We start from the raw sequence: 16,846 nt of genomic DNA, 5'->3' as shown, positions 1-16,846 counted from the left end.
TGCGCTGATCGCAATCCGCGAATCCGCGGGGCGGTCCTTTGCGCAGCTACCCGCCGGGGTTGCGATCCTGACTGACGTCTCAGTTATCGCAATGTCTCCCTCCCCCGCCGGGGCTGGCGCCTCGTACATCGCGACCCGGCAGCGGTGCGTTGTGCCCACCCGTTCCGCCGTGCGGAACGCCTGCCCACAACGGGGACGACGGGGACGACCGACCCACCAGCACGGGACCACGCACGCCCACCCACCCGCTCCCCCCTGCACTACGGGGTAAACGGGTGGGTGGGTGGGAAAGAAATCCGTCGCGAAGCCCAGGGGCTAGACCCTGTCCTGGACCCCCTTCACGAACTGATCCAGGAACGGGTCAGCAATCTTCACCGCCCCCAGCTGATGATGCTCCGCCGGGTCCACGGAAATCGCCCGCGCCCGTCCCGCGAGGGACTCCATCGAGGCCCGCTCCCGCGCCGCCGAGGCCGAGTCCCCTTCCTGGGCGAAGGACAGCGCCGCAAGCCCATGCCGCATCGCGGAACCCCACAGCTCCGTAGCATCAAGCCACTGCTTCGCATCATGGAGGAACAGAGCATCCGGCACCCCGCCACGCAGCACCGCGGGGACCTTCTCGATCTCCCGAGCTGTGGGCCGCAGCGCCCGTACCGCCCCGGCGGGGTCACTCTCGTACCGCTTCCAGAACGCGTCCAGCTTCGGGCCGAGGACCGGGGACTGCGGCTGCCAGTTCGACTCACCGAAGGTGGGCGCCGCGTGGTTGAGGTCCACGAACGTCTGCACCGCGTCGGCGACCCGCCCATCGCCCCCGGCGAGATACAGCGCCGCCTGCCGCCCCGACCGCGCCCGCTCGTACCCGCGGTCGTTCCACGAGAAGTCGTTCATGGTGAAGACGGCGAGCTTGCTGGCGCCCTCCTGGTTCATCGGGTTGGACACGATGCCGCTCAGGTGACCGGACAGACCGGGCTCGCGCTTGTCATAGGGCGCGAGCAGCAGCCGCCCCGCCGTACGCGCGAAGTCGTTCACCGGGTAGTTGTCCCAGACGAACACCTTCCGCCCGAACAGCTCCGCGGCCTTCTCCGCCTGGGAGTTGGTGATCTCAGGCGGGACCACGTCCGTCCCGGTCCACATCACCTCCACCGCGCCGTCGAGCTCGGCGCGCATCGTCTGCTTGTACGCCGTGTCGGTGAGGTCCCCGTACTCCGTGGGCACCATCTGCAGCGGGTTGGCGTCCTCGTGCTTGGCGATGAAGTCCCGCTGGATGGTGTTGAGGAGCCCCACCTGCGCCTTCGCCGCCGGTCCGCGGCCGGGCTCGCCGAACTTGGCCTTGTCGCCCTCGCAGTTCCACTTGGTGTAGCTGATGTCGTCCAGCGGGACGGAGAAGGACCGCACCCCGAGGTCGTACATCGCCTGGAGCTTCGCCGTCAGCGCCTTGACGTCGGCCGGGTCGGAGTAGCAGATGGAGCCGCCCGGCGAGACCGCGAACGTGAAGCGCACGTGGTTGGCGCTCGCGCGGTCGATCAGCTTGCCGAGTTCGGTGAGCTTGTCCGCGGGGTACGGCTCGCGCCACTTCTCCCGGTGGTAGGGGTCGTCCTTGGGCGCGTAGACGTAGGTGTTGGCCTTGGTGTCGCCCAGGAAGTCCATCTGGTCGAGGCGTTCGGCCTCGGTCCAGGGCGGACCGTAGAAGCCCTCGATGCTGCCGCGCAGCGGCATGGAGGGGAAGTCGGAGACCTCGGCACCGGCTATCCGCCCCTTGGAGATGAGCTGGCCGAGGGTCTGCGCCGCGTAGAACTGGCCGGTCGCGTCCTTGCCGCCGAGCGCGACGGTGCGGCGCTCCGCACGCAGGGCGTAGCCCTCCGCCTGCGCGGGCACCTTCGTGCCGCCGAGCGCCTTCGCTATGTCGGGCCGGGTCGCCGGGCCGAGCAGCACGGTCAGCGGGGCACGGCCCGACGCCTTGGCGCGTACGTCGATGTCGCGCACCCCGTGGGCACGCAGCGTCTCGGTGACGCGGCGCTTGGCCACCTCGTCGGTTTCCCCTGCGACGTCGCCGACGACGAGTTCGGCGCGCCGGGCCAGCGGCACGTCGTCGCCCGCACGGGCCATGTGCTGCGGGGTGGGCGACACTACGGGGAGCCGGCCGGTCACGGCTTCCTCCTGGGTAGAGGAAGGCGCGGCGGCCGCGGATGGTGCGAGGGGGATCGCCAGGACGGCGAGCGCGAGAAGCGCCGTCCTGGGTCTGAGATTGCGTGTGGTGCGGGGCATAGGGCCTCCGAACTTCGGGATGGGGGTGCGGGTGGGATCAAGGGGAGCGCTCAGTCGCGCGTGTGCGCGCGGTACAGGTCGAGTTCGCCGTCGAGTTCCAGGGCTATGACCGTGCACAGCGGATCGAGCTGGTCGTCGGTGAGATGTACGTACTCCCAGCCGGGTACGTCGCCGAGGCCGCCGACCCGCTCGTGCCGGACGGCGGTGTCCGTGCCGAGCACACGGGCGGACGTCACGCCGTTCCGTACGCCTCGCAGCACCACGTACTCGTTGGGCCGGTCGAAGAGGAACACGTACAGGGTGCGGCGGTCGGCGGAGAGCGTCGAAGGGCCGTAGAAGTGGCCGTGCGGGAGGCCGCGTACCGTCCCGTGGACCGCGTCGGCGTGGCGGCCCGTCCACTCCCCCAGCGCTTCGAGGCGCTCGGTCTGTTCGGGGAGCAGCGTGCCGTCCTCCTTCGGGCCGACGTCGAGGAGTAGATTGCCGCCGCCTCCGATGGCTTCGACGAAGATGCGGACGAGCTGACGCGGTGATTTGTGGTGGGTGTCCTGCGGCTGGTAGCCCCAGGAGTCGTTGACGGTGAGGCACAACTCCCATGGCTGGGAGGGTGGTTCGATCGGAACGCCCTGCTCGGGGGTGGCGTAGTCGCCGTGGCCGGTGAGGCGGCCGTTGACGACGGTGTGCGGGGAGAGCGCCCGGATCTCGTCGGCGAGTTCCGCCATCCGCCACTGCTCGGGGCTGCGTTCCCATTCGCCGTCGAACCACAGCAGGTCCGGCTCGAAGCGTTCGAGGAGTTCCCGAACCTGTACGCGGTGGAAGGCGAGGAACTCCGCCCACCTCTCCTCGGACTCCTCGCCGACGGCGGGCATCGAGTAGCGGTTGCCGCGTTCGGCGGGGTCCTGTCCGTCGGGGCGCACGGTGGCGTAGTCGGGGTGGGACCAGTCCAAGTGCGAGTAGTACAGGCCGACTTTGATGCCTCGGGCGCGCAGGGCGGCGACGTACGGGGTGATGAGGTCGCGGCCTGCGGGGGTGCGTTTGACGACGGACAGGTCGTTCGCCGCCGTGTCCCAGAGGGCGACCCCGTCGTGGTGCTTGGCGGTGAGCACGGCATAGCGGGCGCCCGCGCGGACGAAGAGATCGGCCCAGGCGTCGGGGTCGTAGGCGGAGGCGGTGAAGCCGTCGAGCTGCGCCATGTAGCGGTCATAGGGCACCTGGTCGTGGAAGAAGGACCAGGACTCGGCCACTCCGTCCACGCTGTAGATGCCCCAGTGGAGGAAGATGCCGAGCTTGGCGTCCTTGAACCACGGCTGAATCACTGGCAGTTCTCCTTCACTTGAAATTGTCCTCGTCGTAGCTCCAGCAGTGGGCCCACTGCCCGTCGTCGAAGTGCGTGCGCGGCGGAAAGGCCGTGGCGCACACCGGTCTGGCGATCGGGCAGCGTGGATGGAACCGGCAGCCGGCCGGTGGGTCCACGAGGCTCGGCGGCTCACCGAGCGTCTCCTCGGCGTCGAGGACCTCCGGCTCGTCGAGGAGTCCGCCCCGGTCCGGGTCGGGCGCGGACTCCAACAGGAGCCGGGTGTACGGGTGTCGGGGGTTCTCCACGATCGCGTCGCCCGGACCCGACTCGACGAGCTGGCCCGCGTAGAGCACCTTGATCTCGTCGGCGAAGTAGCGGGCGCTCGCGATGTCGTGGGTGATGTAGAGGATCGCCAGGCCCTCGTCGTCGCGGAGCCTGCCGAGGAGGTTGAGGATGTCGAGGCGGATGGAGACGTCGAGCATCGACACGGGTTCGTCACCGAGCAGCACCTTGGGGCGGGCGGCGAGTGCACGGGCGATGGCGACGCGCTGGCGCTGTCCGCCCGACAGTTCGTGCGGGAACTTGTCGATGAACTGGTCGGCGGGGGTGAGATTCACCCGCTCCAGGAGGTCGACGACGGCCTTCTCCACCTCCGCCCTGCCCCGGACGTGGCCGTGCAGCCGCAGCGGACGGCCGAGGATGTAGCGCAGCCGGTGGACGGGGCTGAGCGAGGAGAAGGGGTCCTGGAACACCATCTGCACCTGGCGGTAGTAGGCACGCTTGGCCTTGGCCGAGCGTGCCGCCACCACGGGTGCGCCGTCGAGGCGGATCTCGCCCTCGCTGGGCGGATAGCCGAGCGCGAGGAGCCGGGCAAGGGTCGACTTTCCGCTGCCGCTCTCGCCGACGAGGGCGGTGATGCGGCCCGCGTGGAGTGCGAGGGTGGTGGGCTCGACGGCTCGTACGACCTTGCCGTGCTGCCCCGGGCCGTGCAGAGGGAAGCGTTTCGTGACCTCGCGGGCCCCAAGTACCGGTTCACGTGCGGGAACGAGTACCGGTTCACGTGCCGGGTCAACTACCGGTTCACCCACGGACATTGGTGCTCCTCGGCTCGTTCTGCCGCTCGTAACGCTCGTCGTGCAGGTGGCAGGCGACCCCGCCGCCCTCCCCGGCGAGCAGCGCGGGGACTTCCGCGTCACAGGGGTCGAACCGCTTCGGACAGCGCGGATGGAAGGGGCAGCCGGCGGGCGGGTGCCGGAGCCCCGGCGGCGATCCGGGGATGCCGGTGATCTCGCGGCGCGGTCCGTGCAGCGGCGGGAAGGCGCTGCGCAGGGCGGCCGTGTAGGGGTGCCGCGGGTCGGCGTACAGCTGCCGTGCCTGTCCGGTCTCGACGACGCGGCCCGCGTACATGACAGCGATCCGGTCGGCGATCTCGATGAGGAGAGACAGGTCGTGGGTGATGAAGATGACGGAGAAACCCAACTCACGTTTGAGTCGGGCTACTTGGCGCAGGATCTGCCGCTGCATCACCACGTCCACGGCGGTCGTCGGCTCGTCCATCACCACGAGGTCGGGTTCGCAGGCGAGGGCGAGGGCGATCGTCGCGCGCTGCCGCATCCCGCCGGACAGCTCGTGCGGATAGGCGCGCACCCGGTCGGCGGGGATGCCGACCATGCCGAGCAGCTCCCCCGCCCGCCGCCACGCGTCGGCCCGCGACAGGCCGCGGTGCAGGCGCAGGACGTCGGCGAACTGGGCGCCGAGCCGGTGCACGGGGTTGAGGGCGTTCATGGCGCTCTGGAAGACGATCGCGATACGTTCCCAGCGCAGGGCGCGCAGTTCGCGTTCGGTGAGCCGCAGCAGGTCGACCGTTCCTTCGGTGCCGTGGAAGTCGACCGTGCCGCCCGTCGTCACGGCGGGCGGGCGCTCAAGGCGGGTCAGTGCCGTCACCAGGGTGGACTTGCCGCAGCCGCTCTCGCCCACGATCCCGAGGGTCTCCCCGCGGTAGAGGGTGAGGTCGACGTCGCGTACGGCGTGGACGGGTTCCGCCTGGTCGAAGTAGTCGACGCGCAGGCCTCGCGCGGACAGGAGCACGTCGTGACTGTCGTTCATCGTGCCTCCTCGGGGGTGTGCGCCGCCGCGGAGGCTGCCCGGCGGCGTACGGCCCGACTCGGCTTGCGCAGACGGGGGTTGGCGATCTCGTCGATGCCGAAGTTGATGAGTCCGGCGGCGATCCCGACAAGGGCGATGCAGGCGCCGGGCGGGATGAACCACCACCAGGCTCCGCGCGCGAGGGCCGACGCGTTCTGCGCCCAGTAGAGCATCGAGCCCCAGCTGGTGAGGTTGATGTTGCCGAGGCCGATGAAGGACAACCCGGCGTCGGCGAACATCGAGAGGACCACGGCGGACAGGAAGCTCGCCGAGATCAGCGGAGCCATGCTGGGGATCAGCTCGCGAGTGATGATCCACCAGCGGCTCTCGCCGGTCATCTCGGCGGCCGTCACGAAGTCACGCCGCCGCAGCGAGAGGGTCTGCGCGCGTTTCCCGCGTGCGCCCCACGGCCAGGACGTGAGGCCGATGATGAGGGCCACGGTGAGCCAGCCGCCGCGCCCCTTGACGTAACTGGCGACGATGATGAGCAGCGGCAGGCTGGGGATGACCAGGGCGATGTTCGTGCCCGCGGTGAGCAGCGCGTCCGCCGTTCCGCCCAGATAGCCGCCCGCGACGCCGACGAGTACGGACAGGGTGGTCGAGATGACGGCGGCGACCAGGCCCACGAGCAGCGAGACCCGGCTTCCCACGACGAGCTGGGCAAGGACGTCCTCGCCGGTGGCTGTCGTGCCCAACAGGTGCTCACCGGAAGGGGGTTGCATGCCGTCGGCGGTGTGGATGGCGGTGGCGGAGAGCCCGAAGACGTCCTCCACGAGGAAGGGACCGGCCAGCGCGAACAGCGCGAAGAACACCAGGATCGCGATCCCGGCCCGCACCTTGCGGTTCTCCGGCAGGCCCCGCACCTTGCGGTTCTCCGGCAGGCGAGGAACCACCTTGAGCCTCATGCGCGGCCCTCCCTTGCGCGTGGGTCGATCAGGCCATACACGGAGTCGGCGAGGAAGTTCGCGGCGAGCACCGACAGCGAGACCATCAGGAACAGGGCCTGCATCAGCGGATAGTCGACGCTGGCCACGGACTGGTAGAGCAGATAGCCGACGCCGGGATAGGCGAAGACAGCCTCCACCAGGAGCTGACCGCCGACCACGTTGCCGATGTTGATGGCGAAGCCCGCGACGCTCGGCAGGATCGCGTTGCGGGCCGCGTACCGGAACATCACGCGGGTCCTGCCGAGGCCCTTGGCGCGGGCGAGGAGCACGTAGTCCTCGGAGACCGTCGTGATCATCATGTTCCGCATGCCGATGAACCACGTGGCCGACCAGCCCAGGGCGATGGTGAGCGCGGGCAGCGCGGCATGGCTGATGACACTGCCGATGAAGGCGGCCGAGAAGCCCGGGGTCAGATCCCCGTCGTACGCGCCGCCGGTCGGCAGCCACGCCAGCTGGAAGCCGAAGACGAGGACGAAGAGCAGGGCGATCCAGAAGGTGGGAAGGGCGTTGAGGAACATCGCCCCGGGCGTGGCCACCGAGTCGGTACGCGAGCCCGCGCGACCGCCCGCCATGATGCCGCCCGCGGTGCCGATGACGAACGACAGGACGGCGGTGACGCCGACGAGCCCTATCGTCCACGGCAGCCCGGCGCTGATGACCTCCCACACCGGGGTCGGGAAGAACGCCACGGAGAGGCCGAAGTCGAGGCGCGCCACCTGCCCGAGGTAGGTGACGTACTGACTCCAGAGGGGTTCGCCCGGGTCGCCGAAGAGCCGGTAGATGCTGGCGATCTGCTCCCCGCTGAGCGCCGAGCGCCCCTGCATCTGCGCGATGAGCGCGGAGGCCGGGTCGCCGGGCATCAGGCGGGGCAGCAGGAAGTTGAGCGTGACGGCGATCCAGGCGGCGGCCAGGTAGAAGCCGAGCCGCTGCACGAAGTAGCGGGCGGCGCCGAGCCGGACGCGGCGGCCCGCCGGCCGGTCCTTGGCGCGTTCATCGGCCGCGGTCACGGCGGCGATGCCGGTCACCTAGCCCGCCTTCACCGGGCGCAGCGACAGGATCGTCTGCACCATGTCGGTGGGGCCCGCCCAGGGCGCGGGGATGGCGTAGGGGTTCTTCTCGTCCGGCCAGCCGGTCCAGTTCTTGCTGTTGTACTGGGTGGAGGCGCCGTTCGTGATGAGCGGGGCGGCGGGCACCTCGTCGATCATCAGCTTCTCCAGCTTCGCGGAGAGCTTCTTGATGGTGGCGTCGTCGCCTGCGCGCTCCATCTCCTTGAGGATGCCGTCGGCCTTGGCGCTCTTGTAATGGCCGTAGTTGGTCCAGATGCCGCCGTTCTTGCTGTGCAGCATGTCCTTGTAGAAGTTGTACGGCGTGTTGTAGAAGACGGCGCCGCCGACCAGGACGTCGAACTGGGCCTCCTGGCGCGCCGTGTCCAGCTGGGCGCTGGCCATGGGCTCGACCTCGACCTTGATGCCGGCCTGCTTCAGCTGCTGGGCGAGCACCTTGTCGCGCTGGATGGCGTCGGCGAACTCGGTCACCTCCAGGATCTTGAAGCTGAGCTGCTTGCCGTCCTTGCCGACGAGCTTTCCGTCCTTCTTCTTGTAGCCGGCCTTGGCGAACTCCGCTTCAGCCGCCGCGAGTTCGGGCTTGGGCTGCTCGGCGTCCTGGTACTTGGCGTCGATCCACTTGCCCTGCGTCTTGGTGTCGAGTCCGGTGAGGTTGAGCGGCTCGAACATGCCCGGGTTGCCGACGTCGGCGAGCTCGGAGCGGTTGACGGCGAGCGAGATGCCCTTGCGGACGTGGACGTCCTTGAAGGGCGCTTTCTTGTGGTTGAAGAACATGTAGGTGCCGCCGTAGGTGGGGTACCAGGCGTGGTGGTTCTTCGGGTCCTTGTCGACGTACGACTTCTTGACGTCGGGGACGGCGCCGCCGCTCCACTCGACCTCACCGCTGAGCAGCTTGCCTATCTCGGACGACGAGGCGACCACCGGCGCCTTGAGGGTCTTCACCGGGACCTTCTGCTTCCAGTAGTCGTCCCTGGCCTCGAAGGTGAGCTGCTGTGCGGCGTACCGCTCGAGCGTGTAGGGGCCACTGGCGACCGGCTCCGGGTTGGTGAAGGTCTTGCCGTTCTTGCCCTTCCAAATCTTCTCCGGTACGGGGCGGATGGAGCCGATGCTGCGCAGGCGGGCGTAGCCGGGGGTGTCGAAGGTGATCTCGACGGTGTGGTCGTCGGTCGCCTTGGCCTTCTCGTACTCGAACTTCCACTCCACGGGGAGGTCCTGCTTCGTGACGTACTCCAGGGCGAAGACGACGTCCTTGGCAGTCAGTTTCGTGCCGTCGCTCCAGTTGGCGCGCTTGTCGAGATCGATGGTGATCTCCTTGCCGCCGTCGGACCAGGCGTACTTGGTGGCGAGCCAGGGCACGAACTTGCCGCCCTGGAGGGTGTTGAAGGCGAACAGCGGCTCGTACTGGAAGCCGAAGGTGCCCTGACTCGCCTTGAGGGAGAAGGGGTTGAAGTTGCGGGCAATGGTGTTGCCGGAGAAGCCCATGTTCACGGTCAAGGAGTCCGAGCCGCTGCCGCCGGAGGCGGCGGGGGTCGCCGAACAGCCTGCCGCGGTGACGGCGAGCGCGAGAGCGGCCGCGCCCGTGACGCCCAGTCTGGTCCACTTCATGGCTTTGATACCTCCGGTTGGCAACGTTGTCGGGCAGGCGGGGACGGTACGCGGGTGCGCGGGGCGGGTCAGGGGGCGGCGCGGGCGGCGGTGCTGCCGCGCGCCTCCAGATGCGGGAGTTCGTCCTGGACGCGGACGGCGGGGCCGCCGTCGAGGAGGGCGATCAGCTGCTCGGCGGCGTGCCCGCCGTAGACGGCGGTGTCGCGGACGAGGGCGGTGAGCGTGGGGTGGGTGGAGCGGGTGAGGACGGAGTCGTCCCAGGCGACGATGGCCAGGTCGGCCGGTACGGCGATGCCGCGCTCGGCGGCGACACCGAGGCCCGCGACGGCCAGGACGTCGTTGTCGTAGACGATCGCCGTGGGCCGCGGGTCCCACGCCAGGACCTGCCGGGTGGCCTCGGCGCCCTGGGTGTCGGAGTAGTCCGTGGTGAGCGAGTCCACGTGCCGCAGCCCGCGGCGCTCGGCCTCCGCCCGCAGGGAGTCGATGCGCCGCCGGGTGTGGGTGAGGTCGGGCAGGCCCGCGATGTGCGCGATGCGGCGGTGCCCCAGGCCGTACAGGTGGTCGACGATGGAGGCCATGGCGAGCGCGTCGTCGGCCCAGAGGTTGGAGATGCCGGGATGGTCGGTGTGCGGATCCGGCAGTGTCCCCACCACGACGGCGGGGAGCCCTAGTTCGTCGAGGAGCGCGAGGCGTGGGTCCGAGCCGCGCGGGTCGACGACGAGCATGCCGTCGACGCGGTGCTCGGCCCACCAGCGGCGGTAGACCGCGCACTCCGCGTCGATGTCCTCGACGACCTGGAAGAGCAGACCGAGGTTGCGGCGCGAGAGCACCTCCTGGATGCCGGAGACCAGCTGGAGGAAGAACGACTCGACGCCCAGGGTCTTCGCGGGGCGCGCGAGGACGAGACCGACCGTGCCCGACCCCTCGCCCGAGAGGGCACGAGCGGCGGCGCTCGGCTGCCAGCCGAGGTCTTCGGCGACCCGGCGGACGCGGCCGCGCGTGGCCTCGGAGACTCCGGGCCGGCCGTTGAGCGCGAAGGAGACCGCGCTCTCCGAGACACCGGCCCGCAGGGCGATGTCCTTGATGGTGGGGCGTCGGGCCGGGGTGCGGCGCATGCGTGACCTCCCCTCGCGTGGGTGCCGCCGGATGCCGGCCGCAGAGCTAAAGCGCTTGAGGGCGAGCAGGCTAAAGCGCTAAAGGCGCCGGGGACAAGAGGGCGTAGGAATCCAAATTCCGGTGCTGTTACGGGTATTGACGGAGGCTTGTTCCTGCTTCACTCTCACCCGGATGAGCCCGACATCCGCACCCTGTCATCAGCCCTTCATGCACGGGTACGACGCCGAGGCGCTGAAGAACTGGAGTCCGCGGACCGACCGCTGGGCGAGGTACTTCCGCTCACGCGTGCCGCTCGCCGCGCGCATCGCACCGTTCCCCGCGACCCAGGCCCGCCCTCAACTCCCCACGGGCGCCCAGGTGATGAACCTCTGCAACGACTACGACGGCGCCTTCTTCACCGCCCGCAAGTACGACGACGCCTTTGCCCGGCGCCTGCTCCGCTTCTGGCAGTACTCGGACTTCTACGGCTCCTGGCACGGCCTGCCGGTCGACGGATCACCCGGCGCCGAGCCCGGCGCCGAGCCCGGCGCCGAGCCCGACCGCATCGTGCACGGCCTGATCAATCCGCCCAACCCCGCCTATACGGACGCCGCCCACCGCAATGGCGTCAGAAGTCTCGGCTGCTGGTTCTGGCCGCGGCCGGGGGATTTCGCCCCGTATCTCGAACGGCATGCGGACGGTTCGTACCCGGTGGCGGACAAATTGATCGAGATGGCCGAATACTTCGGATTCGACGGCTACTTCATCAATCATGAGGCCGAGACCCCGCCCGACGAGGCGAAGCGGCTGCGCGAGCTGCTCACGTATCTCCGCTCCCGGGCTCCGGAGGGCTTCCATCTCCAGTGGTACGACACGATCAGGCCGGACGGCGGCCTCGACTACCTCAACCACCTGAACGACGAGAACGCCCCTTGGCTGGAGTCCGCCGCCGACAGCTTCTTCGCCAACTACTGGATGACCGAGGCGGGGGTGGAGACTTCCCGGGCCACGGCCCTGCGCCTCGGCCGCGATCCGTACGAGGCGGTCTTCCACGGCACGGAGAACGAGCAGTTCGGCTTCGATCCGGAGTACGACCCGCGGCTGATCTTCCCCGATTCGGCTCCCGCGAGGACCAGTTGGGCCCTGTTCGGCTCGCACTTCGTCTGGGAGCTGCATCCCGGGCACGAGGACCCTCAGGACCAGGGCCCCGCTTTCGAGCGCGAGCGGCAGTACTGGTCGGGTCCCGCGGGCGACCCCACGCGGACCGGCCGCACCCAGCTTCATGAGCCCGGCGCGCCGGACCCCGCCAACCCCCACAAGTGGGACGGCGTGGCCCACCACATCACCGAGCGTTCGGTGATCGGCGCGTTCCCCTTCGTCACCCGCTTCAACACCGGGCACGGCCGCGGCTTCTTCCTGGCGGGGCGCCGCGCGAGCGACTCGGACTGGTACAACGCGTCGATCCAGGACGTGCTGCCCACGTGGCAGTTCTGGACGGAGGGGACGGAGGGGACGGAGGGGACGGAGGGTTCCGCGGGCGGGGAGACGCCCGACTTCGACTACACACGGGCCTACGACGGCGGCTCCTGCCTGCGCATTCCGGGCGGCACCACGGTCCGCCTCTACAAGACGGAGCTAGCGGTGCGCACGGGCGAGGAGACGCTCTCGGCCACCTTCTCGGGGAGCGCGCCGGAGGTGGGGCTGCTCTTCGCCGACGATCCGGGCACCTTCGTATGGCGGCGGATGGGGGCGGGTTCCGGAGCCGGATGGCACACCGAGGCCCGCTCGCTCGCCGAGTTCCGCGGGCGCACGATCGCGGCGCTCGCGGTGCGCGCCGCCTCTCGCCTATACCTCGGTGAACTCGCCCTGCGCGAGGGCCCGTTGCCGCCGCCGGAGCGCCCCTGCGGCTTCCGGATCGACGCCGCGTACGTCGACGGCGGGACCGCCGAGGTGTTCCTCTCCTGGCATCTCGCGGACCCCGGGCAGGTCTGGTACTACGACGTCCACCGCGGGGAGGAGTGGCTGGGGCGGATCTACGACGAGGTGTACTACGTGAAGTCCCTGCGCAGGGCCGCAAGCGAGGCGCACACGGAACTGACCCTCACACCGGTGGCCCCGGACGGCACCCGAGGTGAGCCCGCCACCACGCGCATGGAGTGGCTCCGTTGAGGGTTTGAACTCCGCGGGTCACGCAATGGTGTGACCCTCCGGCGCTCGCCGCATCGGCCACCCCCCGCCGGGGTAGTGCTTCGCTGCCCGTAAGCCGCCGTCGCGAGGAGTACGCCGTATGTCGCAGCCCTTTGAACTGCCCACCTTCTACATGGTGCATCCCGCCCGCCTCAACCCCCATGTGGAAGAGGCGAGGGAGCACTCGAGGAAGTGGGCACGTGGCATGGGGATGCTGGAGGGGTCGGGCGTCTGGGAGCAGCGTGACTTAGACGCCCACGACTACGCGCTGCTGTGCGCGTACACCCACCCCGACTGTGACGGCCGCGCGTTGTCCCTGGTCACCGACTGGTATGTGTGGGTGTTCTTCTTCGACGACCACTTCCTCGAACTGTTCAAGCGGACCCAGGACCGCGAGGGCGGCAAGGCCTATCTGGACCGGCTGCCCGCCTTCATGCCGATGGACCTGTCCACACCCGTGCCGAAGCCGACGAATCCGGTCGAGGCGGGTCTCGCGGACCTGTGGGCGCGGACGGTGCCGTACATGTCGCGTGAGTGGCGGGCGCGGTTCGCCGAGAGCACGGAGAATCTGCTCAACGAATCCCTGTGGGAGCTCTCGAACATCAACGAGGGCCGGATCGCCAACCCCGTCGAGTACATCGAGATGCGCCGCAAGGTGGGCGGTGCGCCCTGGTCGGCGGGGCTCATCGAGTACGCGACGGGCGCGGAGGTTCCCCCGGCCGTCGCCGGTTCCAGGCCGCTGCGCGTCCTCAAGGAGACGTTCTCCGACGCCGTCCACCTGCGCAACGACCTCTTCTCGTACCAGCGGGAGATCGAGGACGAGGGTGAACTGTCCAACGGGGTGCTGGTACTTGAGAAGTTCCTCGGCTGCACCACGCAGGAGGCGGCGGATGCCGTGAACGACCTCCTGACCTCGCGGATGCAGCAGTTCGAGAACACGGCGCTGACCGAACTCGCCCCGCTGTTCGCGGAGACCGGGCTGCCCGCGAAGGAGTGCGCGGACGTCCTCGCGTACACCAAGGGGCTCCAGGACTGGCAGTCCGGCGGGCAGGAGTGGCACATGGTGTCGAGCCGCTACATGAACAAGGGCGGCGCCACGCCTTCGCCGCTCGACGGCCCCACAGGACCTGGCACGTCGGCCGCCGGGATCAAGGCGCTGATCGCCGCCACGGGTGCGGAGCGGCTGCGCGGCTACACCCATGTGCCCTTCCAGCGGGTGGGCCCGTCACGGCTGCCCGACTTCGACCTGCCGTACGAGACCCGGCTCTCGCCGCACCTGGAGGCGGCGCGCCCGCGCGCCGTCGAGTGGGCGGACCGGATGGGCATGCTCCGGCCCCAGCCCGGTGTGCCGAGTTCGGACATCTGGGACGCGCGCAAGCTGTACGGCTACGACTTCCCGCTCTGCGCCGCGGGGATCCACCCGGACGCGGACCTCGAAGCTCTCGACCTGGGCTCGCAGTGGCTGACCTGGGGGACGTACGGGGACGACTACTTCCCCGTGGTCTTCGGCAGGCCCCGCGACCTGACGGGCGCGAAGCTCTGCAACGAGCGGCTCTCGCTCTTCATGCCGCTGGACTTCGCCGACATGCCAGTGCCGACGAACGCGATGGAGCGGGGGCTCGCCGACCTGTGGGTGCGCACGGCGGAGCCGATGGACCAGGAGGGGCGCCGCACGCTGCGGACCGCCATCGAGGTGATGACGGCCAGCTGGCTCTGGGAGCTGGACAACCAGGCGCAGAACCGTATCCCCGACCCCGTGGACTACATCGAGATGCGCCGCCTCACCTTCGGCGCCCCGCTCACGATGAGCCTGTGCCGCCTCGGCAACGGCCCCCAGGTCCCGCAGGAGATCTACCGCACGGGCCCCATGCAGAGCCTGGAGAACGCTGCCGGGGACTACTCCGCCCTGATGAACGACGTCTTCTCGTACCAGAAGGAGATCGAGTACGAGGGCGAGATCCACAACGGCATCCTCGTCGTCCAGAACTTCTTCGGCTGCGACTACCCGACGGCGCTCGGCATCATCGACGACCTGATGAAGTCCCGGCTGAGCCAGTTCCAGCACGTCGCAACGCACGAACTCCCCGTCCTGTACGACGACTTCGCCCTGCCGCAGGAGACGCGGGACATCCTCGACGGCTATGTGCGCGAGCTGGAGAACTGGATGGCGGGCATCTACACCTGGCACCGCGACTGCCGCCGCTACCGCGAGGAGGACCTGTCCCACGGCCCGCTGCGGCCCCCGTCGGGATTGGGTATGGCTGCCGTACGCCCGGACTGGCTGCGGGAGTTCGGGCTCGCCGTCGACCGTCAGATGGACGGGGCGCTCGGCCTCGGGCGGGGGTGACGCCGCCCGCCGGAGCGCGGCGGGGCTAGCCTGCCCTCATGAGTCCTCTCCCCGACCGTGCCCAGCGCGCCGCGGGCGCCCTCGTCGGATCCGCCGTGGGGGACGCGCTGGGGGCGCCCTTCGAGTTCGGGCTCGCGGGTGACTTCTCGACGCGCTTCCCGGAGCCCGGCCGGGGCGGGGAGATGTGCGGGGGCGGCGGCTGGGACGCCGGGGAGGCGACGGACGACACGCAGATGGCCGTGCACGTCGCCGACTCGCTGCTCACGAACGCGGGGCTCGACCTGCCCGACATCTTCCGCCGCTTCCAGCGGTGGGCGGCGGCCGAACCCAAGGACATCGGCCTCCAGACGGAGGACGTACTCACCAACGGCCTGCCGTGGGACCTCGCCGCCCAGGTCCACTTCCAGGTCAACACGCGTGCCGCGGGGAACGGTTCGCTCATGCGCGCCACCACCGCGGCCCTCTATTTCGCCCGCGCCGGCCGGGCGGCCACGATGGACGCGGCCCGCCGCATCGCCGCCCTCACCCACGGCGACCGCGCGGCCTGGGAAGGCACGGCGATCTTCCACGAACTGCTGCGGCTGACGCTGGAAGGCGCCGATCCGCTGGATCACATCGCACAGACGCTGGCCCTGGTCCACCCGGACCACCGCGACCGGTACGCGCTCGCCCTGGCCCCCTACTGGCACCCGGACGACGCCACCGAGTTCAACGGCGCCGTCTGGCCCTGTCTGGGCTCGGCCGTCTGGGCACTGCGCGCCACGGCGTCGTACGAGGACGCGGTGCGCGCGGCGGTCGACCTGGGCGGCGACACGGACACCGTGGCCGCGGTCACCGGCGCCCTGGCCGGCGCCCGGCACGGCCTCGCCGCCGTACCCACCGCATGGACGGCTCCCCTGCACGTCCCGCTCCCGGGCTCCGCCGTACCGGGCCGGACGCTGCGCCTCGCCGACCTGCTCGATCTCGCCCGCAGGCTGGACGCGCCCCGGCCCGGCTGACTATCCGGCGTCCCGCGGCTCCGGCAGGATCTGGCGGAGGCGTGGGGCGGGGTGATGGTCGCGGCGCCACTCGCGGGGGTAGCCGACCGAGACCTCCTGGAAGCGGACTCCGTCGTGCCAGGTGGTGCGGGGGATGTGCAGATGGCCGTAGACCACCGCCGCCGCCTCGTACTTCACGTGCCAGTCGGCGGTCAGTTCGGTGCCGCACCACAGGGCGAACTCGGGGTAGTGCAGGATCCGGGTGGGGTCGCGCACCAGCGGCCAGTGGTTGATCAGGACCGTGGGGAGGCCGGGCGTCCGTCGGGCGAGCATCTCCTCGGTGAACGCCACGCGGGCGCGGCACCAGTCGTCGCGGCCCGGGTAGGGGTCGGGGTGCAGGAGTACCTCGTCGGTGCAGACGACGCCCGCCGCGTGCGCGGCCTCCAGCGCGTCCCGCTTCGCGTACGTGCCCTCGGGGCGGAACGTGTAGTCGTAGAGCAGGAACAGCGGCGCCACCGTGACGGGGCCGCCCTCGCCGCGCCAGACCGGGTAGGGGTCCTCCGGGGTCGCGGCGCCCAACGAGCGGCACAGGTCCACGAGATGGCGGTAGCGGGCCTCGCCGCGCAGCTGGTTCGGGTCGTCGCGGGGCGTCCACAGTTCGTGGTTGCCCGGCGTCCACACCACCTTGGCGAAACGCTCGGTGAGAGTGCGCAGCGCCCACTCGACGTCGGCCATGCGCTCGGCGGTGTCCCCCGCGACGATCAGCCAGTCCTCGTCGGTCTCCGGGCGCAGGGACTCGAGGAACTTCCGGTTGTCGTCGTACGCGACGTGCAGATCACTGATGGCGTACAACTTCGGGCGGTTCTGCGGCACTTGGGTCACTCCGTGAGGCTGATCGACGTATTCGGTGGCCCTGCCACCCC

12 protein-coding genes are annotated in these 16,846 nt (G+C 70.0%); 3 read left to right on the top strand and 9 right to left on the bottom strand.

Annotated elements, in window-relative coordinates; all coding sequences use genetic code 11:
* Window positions 1-315 precede the first annotated feature (315 nt).
* The 8 genes from ACWGI2_RS03720 to ACWGI2_RS03685 form a co-directional block, all read right to left on the bottom strand.
* Window positions 316-2,262 carry a beta-N-acetylhexosaminidase family protein gene (locus ACWGI2_RS03720; protein ID WP_453693580.1) on the bottom strand — a complete coding sequence of 649 codons (1,947 nt, stop codon included), beginning with the start codon at window positions 2,260-2,262 and terminating at the stop codon, window positions 316-318.
* A 50-nt stretch (window positions 2,263-2,312) separates the two neighbouring features.
* Window positions 2,313-3,572, bottom strand: coding sequence for an alpha-L-fucosidase (locus ACWGI2_RS03715; protein ID WP_453694647.1), 1,260 nt, complete (start codon window positions 3,570-3,572; stop codon window positions 2,313-2,315).
* 16 nt (window positions 3,573-3,588) lie between these two features.
* Window positions 3,589-4,650, bottom strand: coding sequence for an ABC transporter ATP-binding protein (locus tag ACWGI2_RS03710; RefSeq protein ID WP_453693578.1), 1,062 nt, complete (start codon window positions 4,648-4,650; stop codon window positions 3,589-3,591).
* On the bottom strand, window positions 4,637-5,662 hold the full coding sequence (locus tag ACWGI2_RS03705) for an ABC transporter ATP-binding protein (RefSeq protein ID WP_453693576.1): 1,026 nt from the start codon (window positions 5,660-5,662) through the stop codon (window positions 4,637-4,639). The genes ACWGI2_RS03710 and ACWGI2_RS03705 overlap by 14 nt, the downstream gene beginning before the upstream one ends.
* Window positions 5,659-6,606 (bottom strand): ABC transporter permease, encoded by a 948-nt coding sequence (locus tag ACWGI2_RS03700; protein ID WP_453693574.1) that lies wholly within the window; start codon window positions 6,604-6,606, stop codon window positions 5,659-5,661. Before ACWGI2_RS03700 ends, ACWGI2_RS03705 begins: the two co-directional genes overlap by 4 nt.
* Window positions 6,603-7,580, bottom strand: a complete 978-nt coding sequence (locus tag ACWGI2_RS03695; RefSeq protein WP_453694646.1) for an ABC transporter permease — start codon at window positions 7,578-7,580, stop codon at window positions 6,603-6,605. The genes ACWGI2_RS03700 and ACWGI2_RS03695 overlap by 4 nt, the downstream gene beginning before the upstream one ends.
* A 93-nt stretch (window positions 7,581-7,673) precedes the next feature.
* The gene (locus ACWGI2_RS03690) at window positions 7,674-9,317 is read right to left on the bottom strand and encodes an ABC transporter substrate-binding protein (protein ID WP_453693572.1); all 1,644 of its coding nucleotides are present in this window, start codon (window positions 9,315-9,317) and stop codon (window positions 7,674-7,676) included.
* A gap of 68 nt (window positions 9,318-9,385) precedes the next feature.
* Complete coding sequence (locus ACWGI2_RS03685) at window positions 9,386-10,432, bottom strand: LacI family DNA-binding transcriptional regulator (protein ID WP_453693570.1); 1,047 nt, start codon at window positions 10,430-10,432, stop codon at window positions 9,386-9,388.
* 172 nt (window positions 10,433-10,604) lie between these two features.
* Between ACWGI2_RS03685 and ACWGI2_RS03680 the strand changes: the two genes are divergently transcribed.
* The 3 genes from ACWGI2_RS03680 (at window position 10,605) to ACWGI2_RS03670 (ending at window position 15,944) form a co-directional block, all read left to right on the top strand.
* The gene (locus ACWGI2_RS03680) at window positions 10,605-12,581 is read left to right on the top strand and encodes an endo-beta-N-acetylglucosaminidase (protein WP_453693568.1); all 1,977 of its coding nucleotides are present in this window, start codon (window positions 10,605-10,607) and stop codon (window positions 12,579-12,581) included.
* A 118-nt stretch (window positions 12,582-12,699) separates the two neighbouring features.
* Window positions 12,700-14,946 carry a terpene synthase family protein gene (locus ACWGI2_RS03675; protein ID WP_453693566.1) on the top strand — a complete coding sequence of 749 codons (2,247 nt, stop codon included), beginning with the start codon at window positions 12,700-12,702 and terminating at the stop codon, window positions 14,944-14,946.
* A gap of 38 nt (window positions 14,947-14,984) precedes the next feature.
* Window positions 14,985-15,944 carry an ADP-ribosylglycohydrolase family protein gene (locus ACWGI2_RS03670; protein ID WP_453394490.1) on the top strand — a complete coding sequence of 320 codons (960 nt, stop codon included), beginning with the start codon at window positions 14,985-14,987 and terminating at the stop codon, window positions 15,942-15,944.
* On the opposite strand, the gene ACWGI2_RS03665 is transcribed toward ACWGI2_RS03670, so the two are convergent.
* Window positions 15,945-16,796, bottom strand: a complete 852-nt coding sequence (locus ACWGI2_RS03665) for a metallophosphoesterase family protein (protein ID WP_453693564.1) — start codon at window positions 16,794-16,796, stop codon at window positions 15,945-15,947.
* Between the last annotated feature and the right edge of the window lie 50 nt (window positions 16,797-16,846).

The organism is Streptomyces sp. NPDC054866, from assembly GCF_053610745.1.
This window is presented reverse-complemented; position numbering and strand designations above follow the sequence as displayed.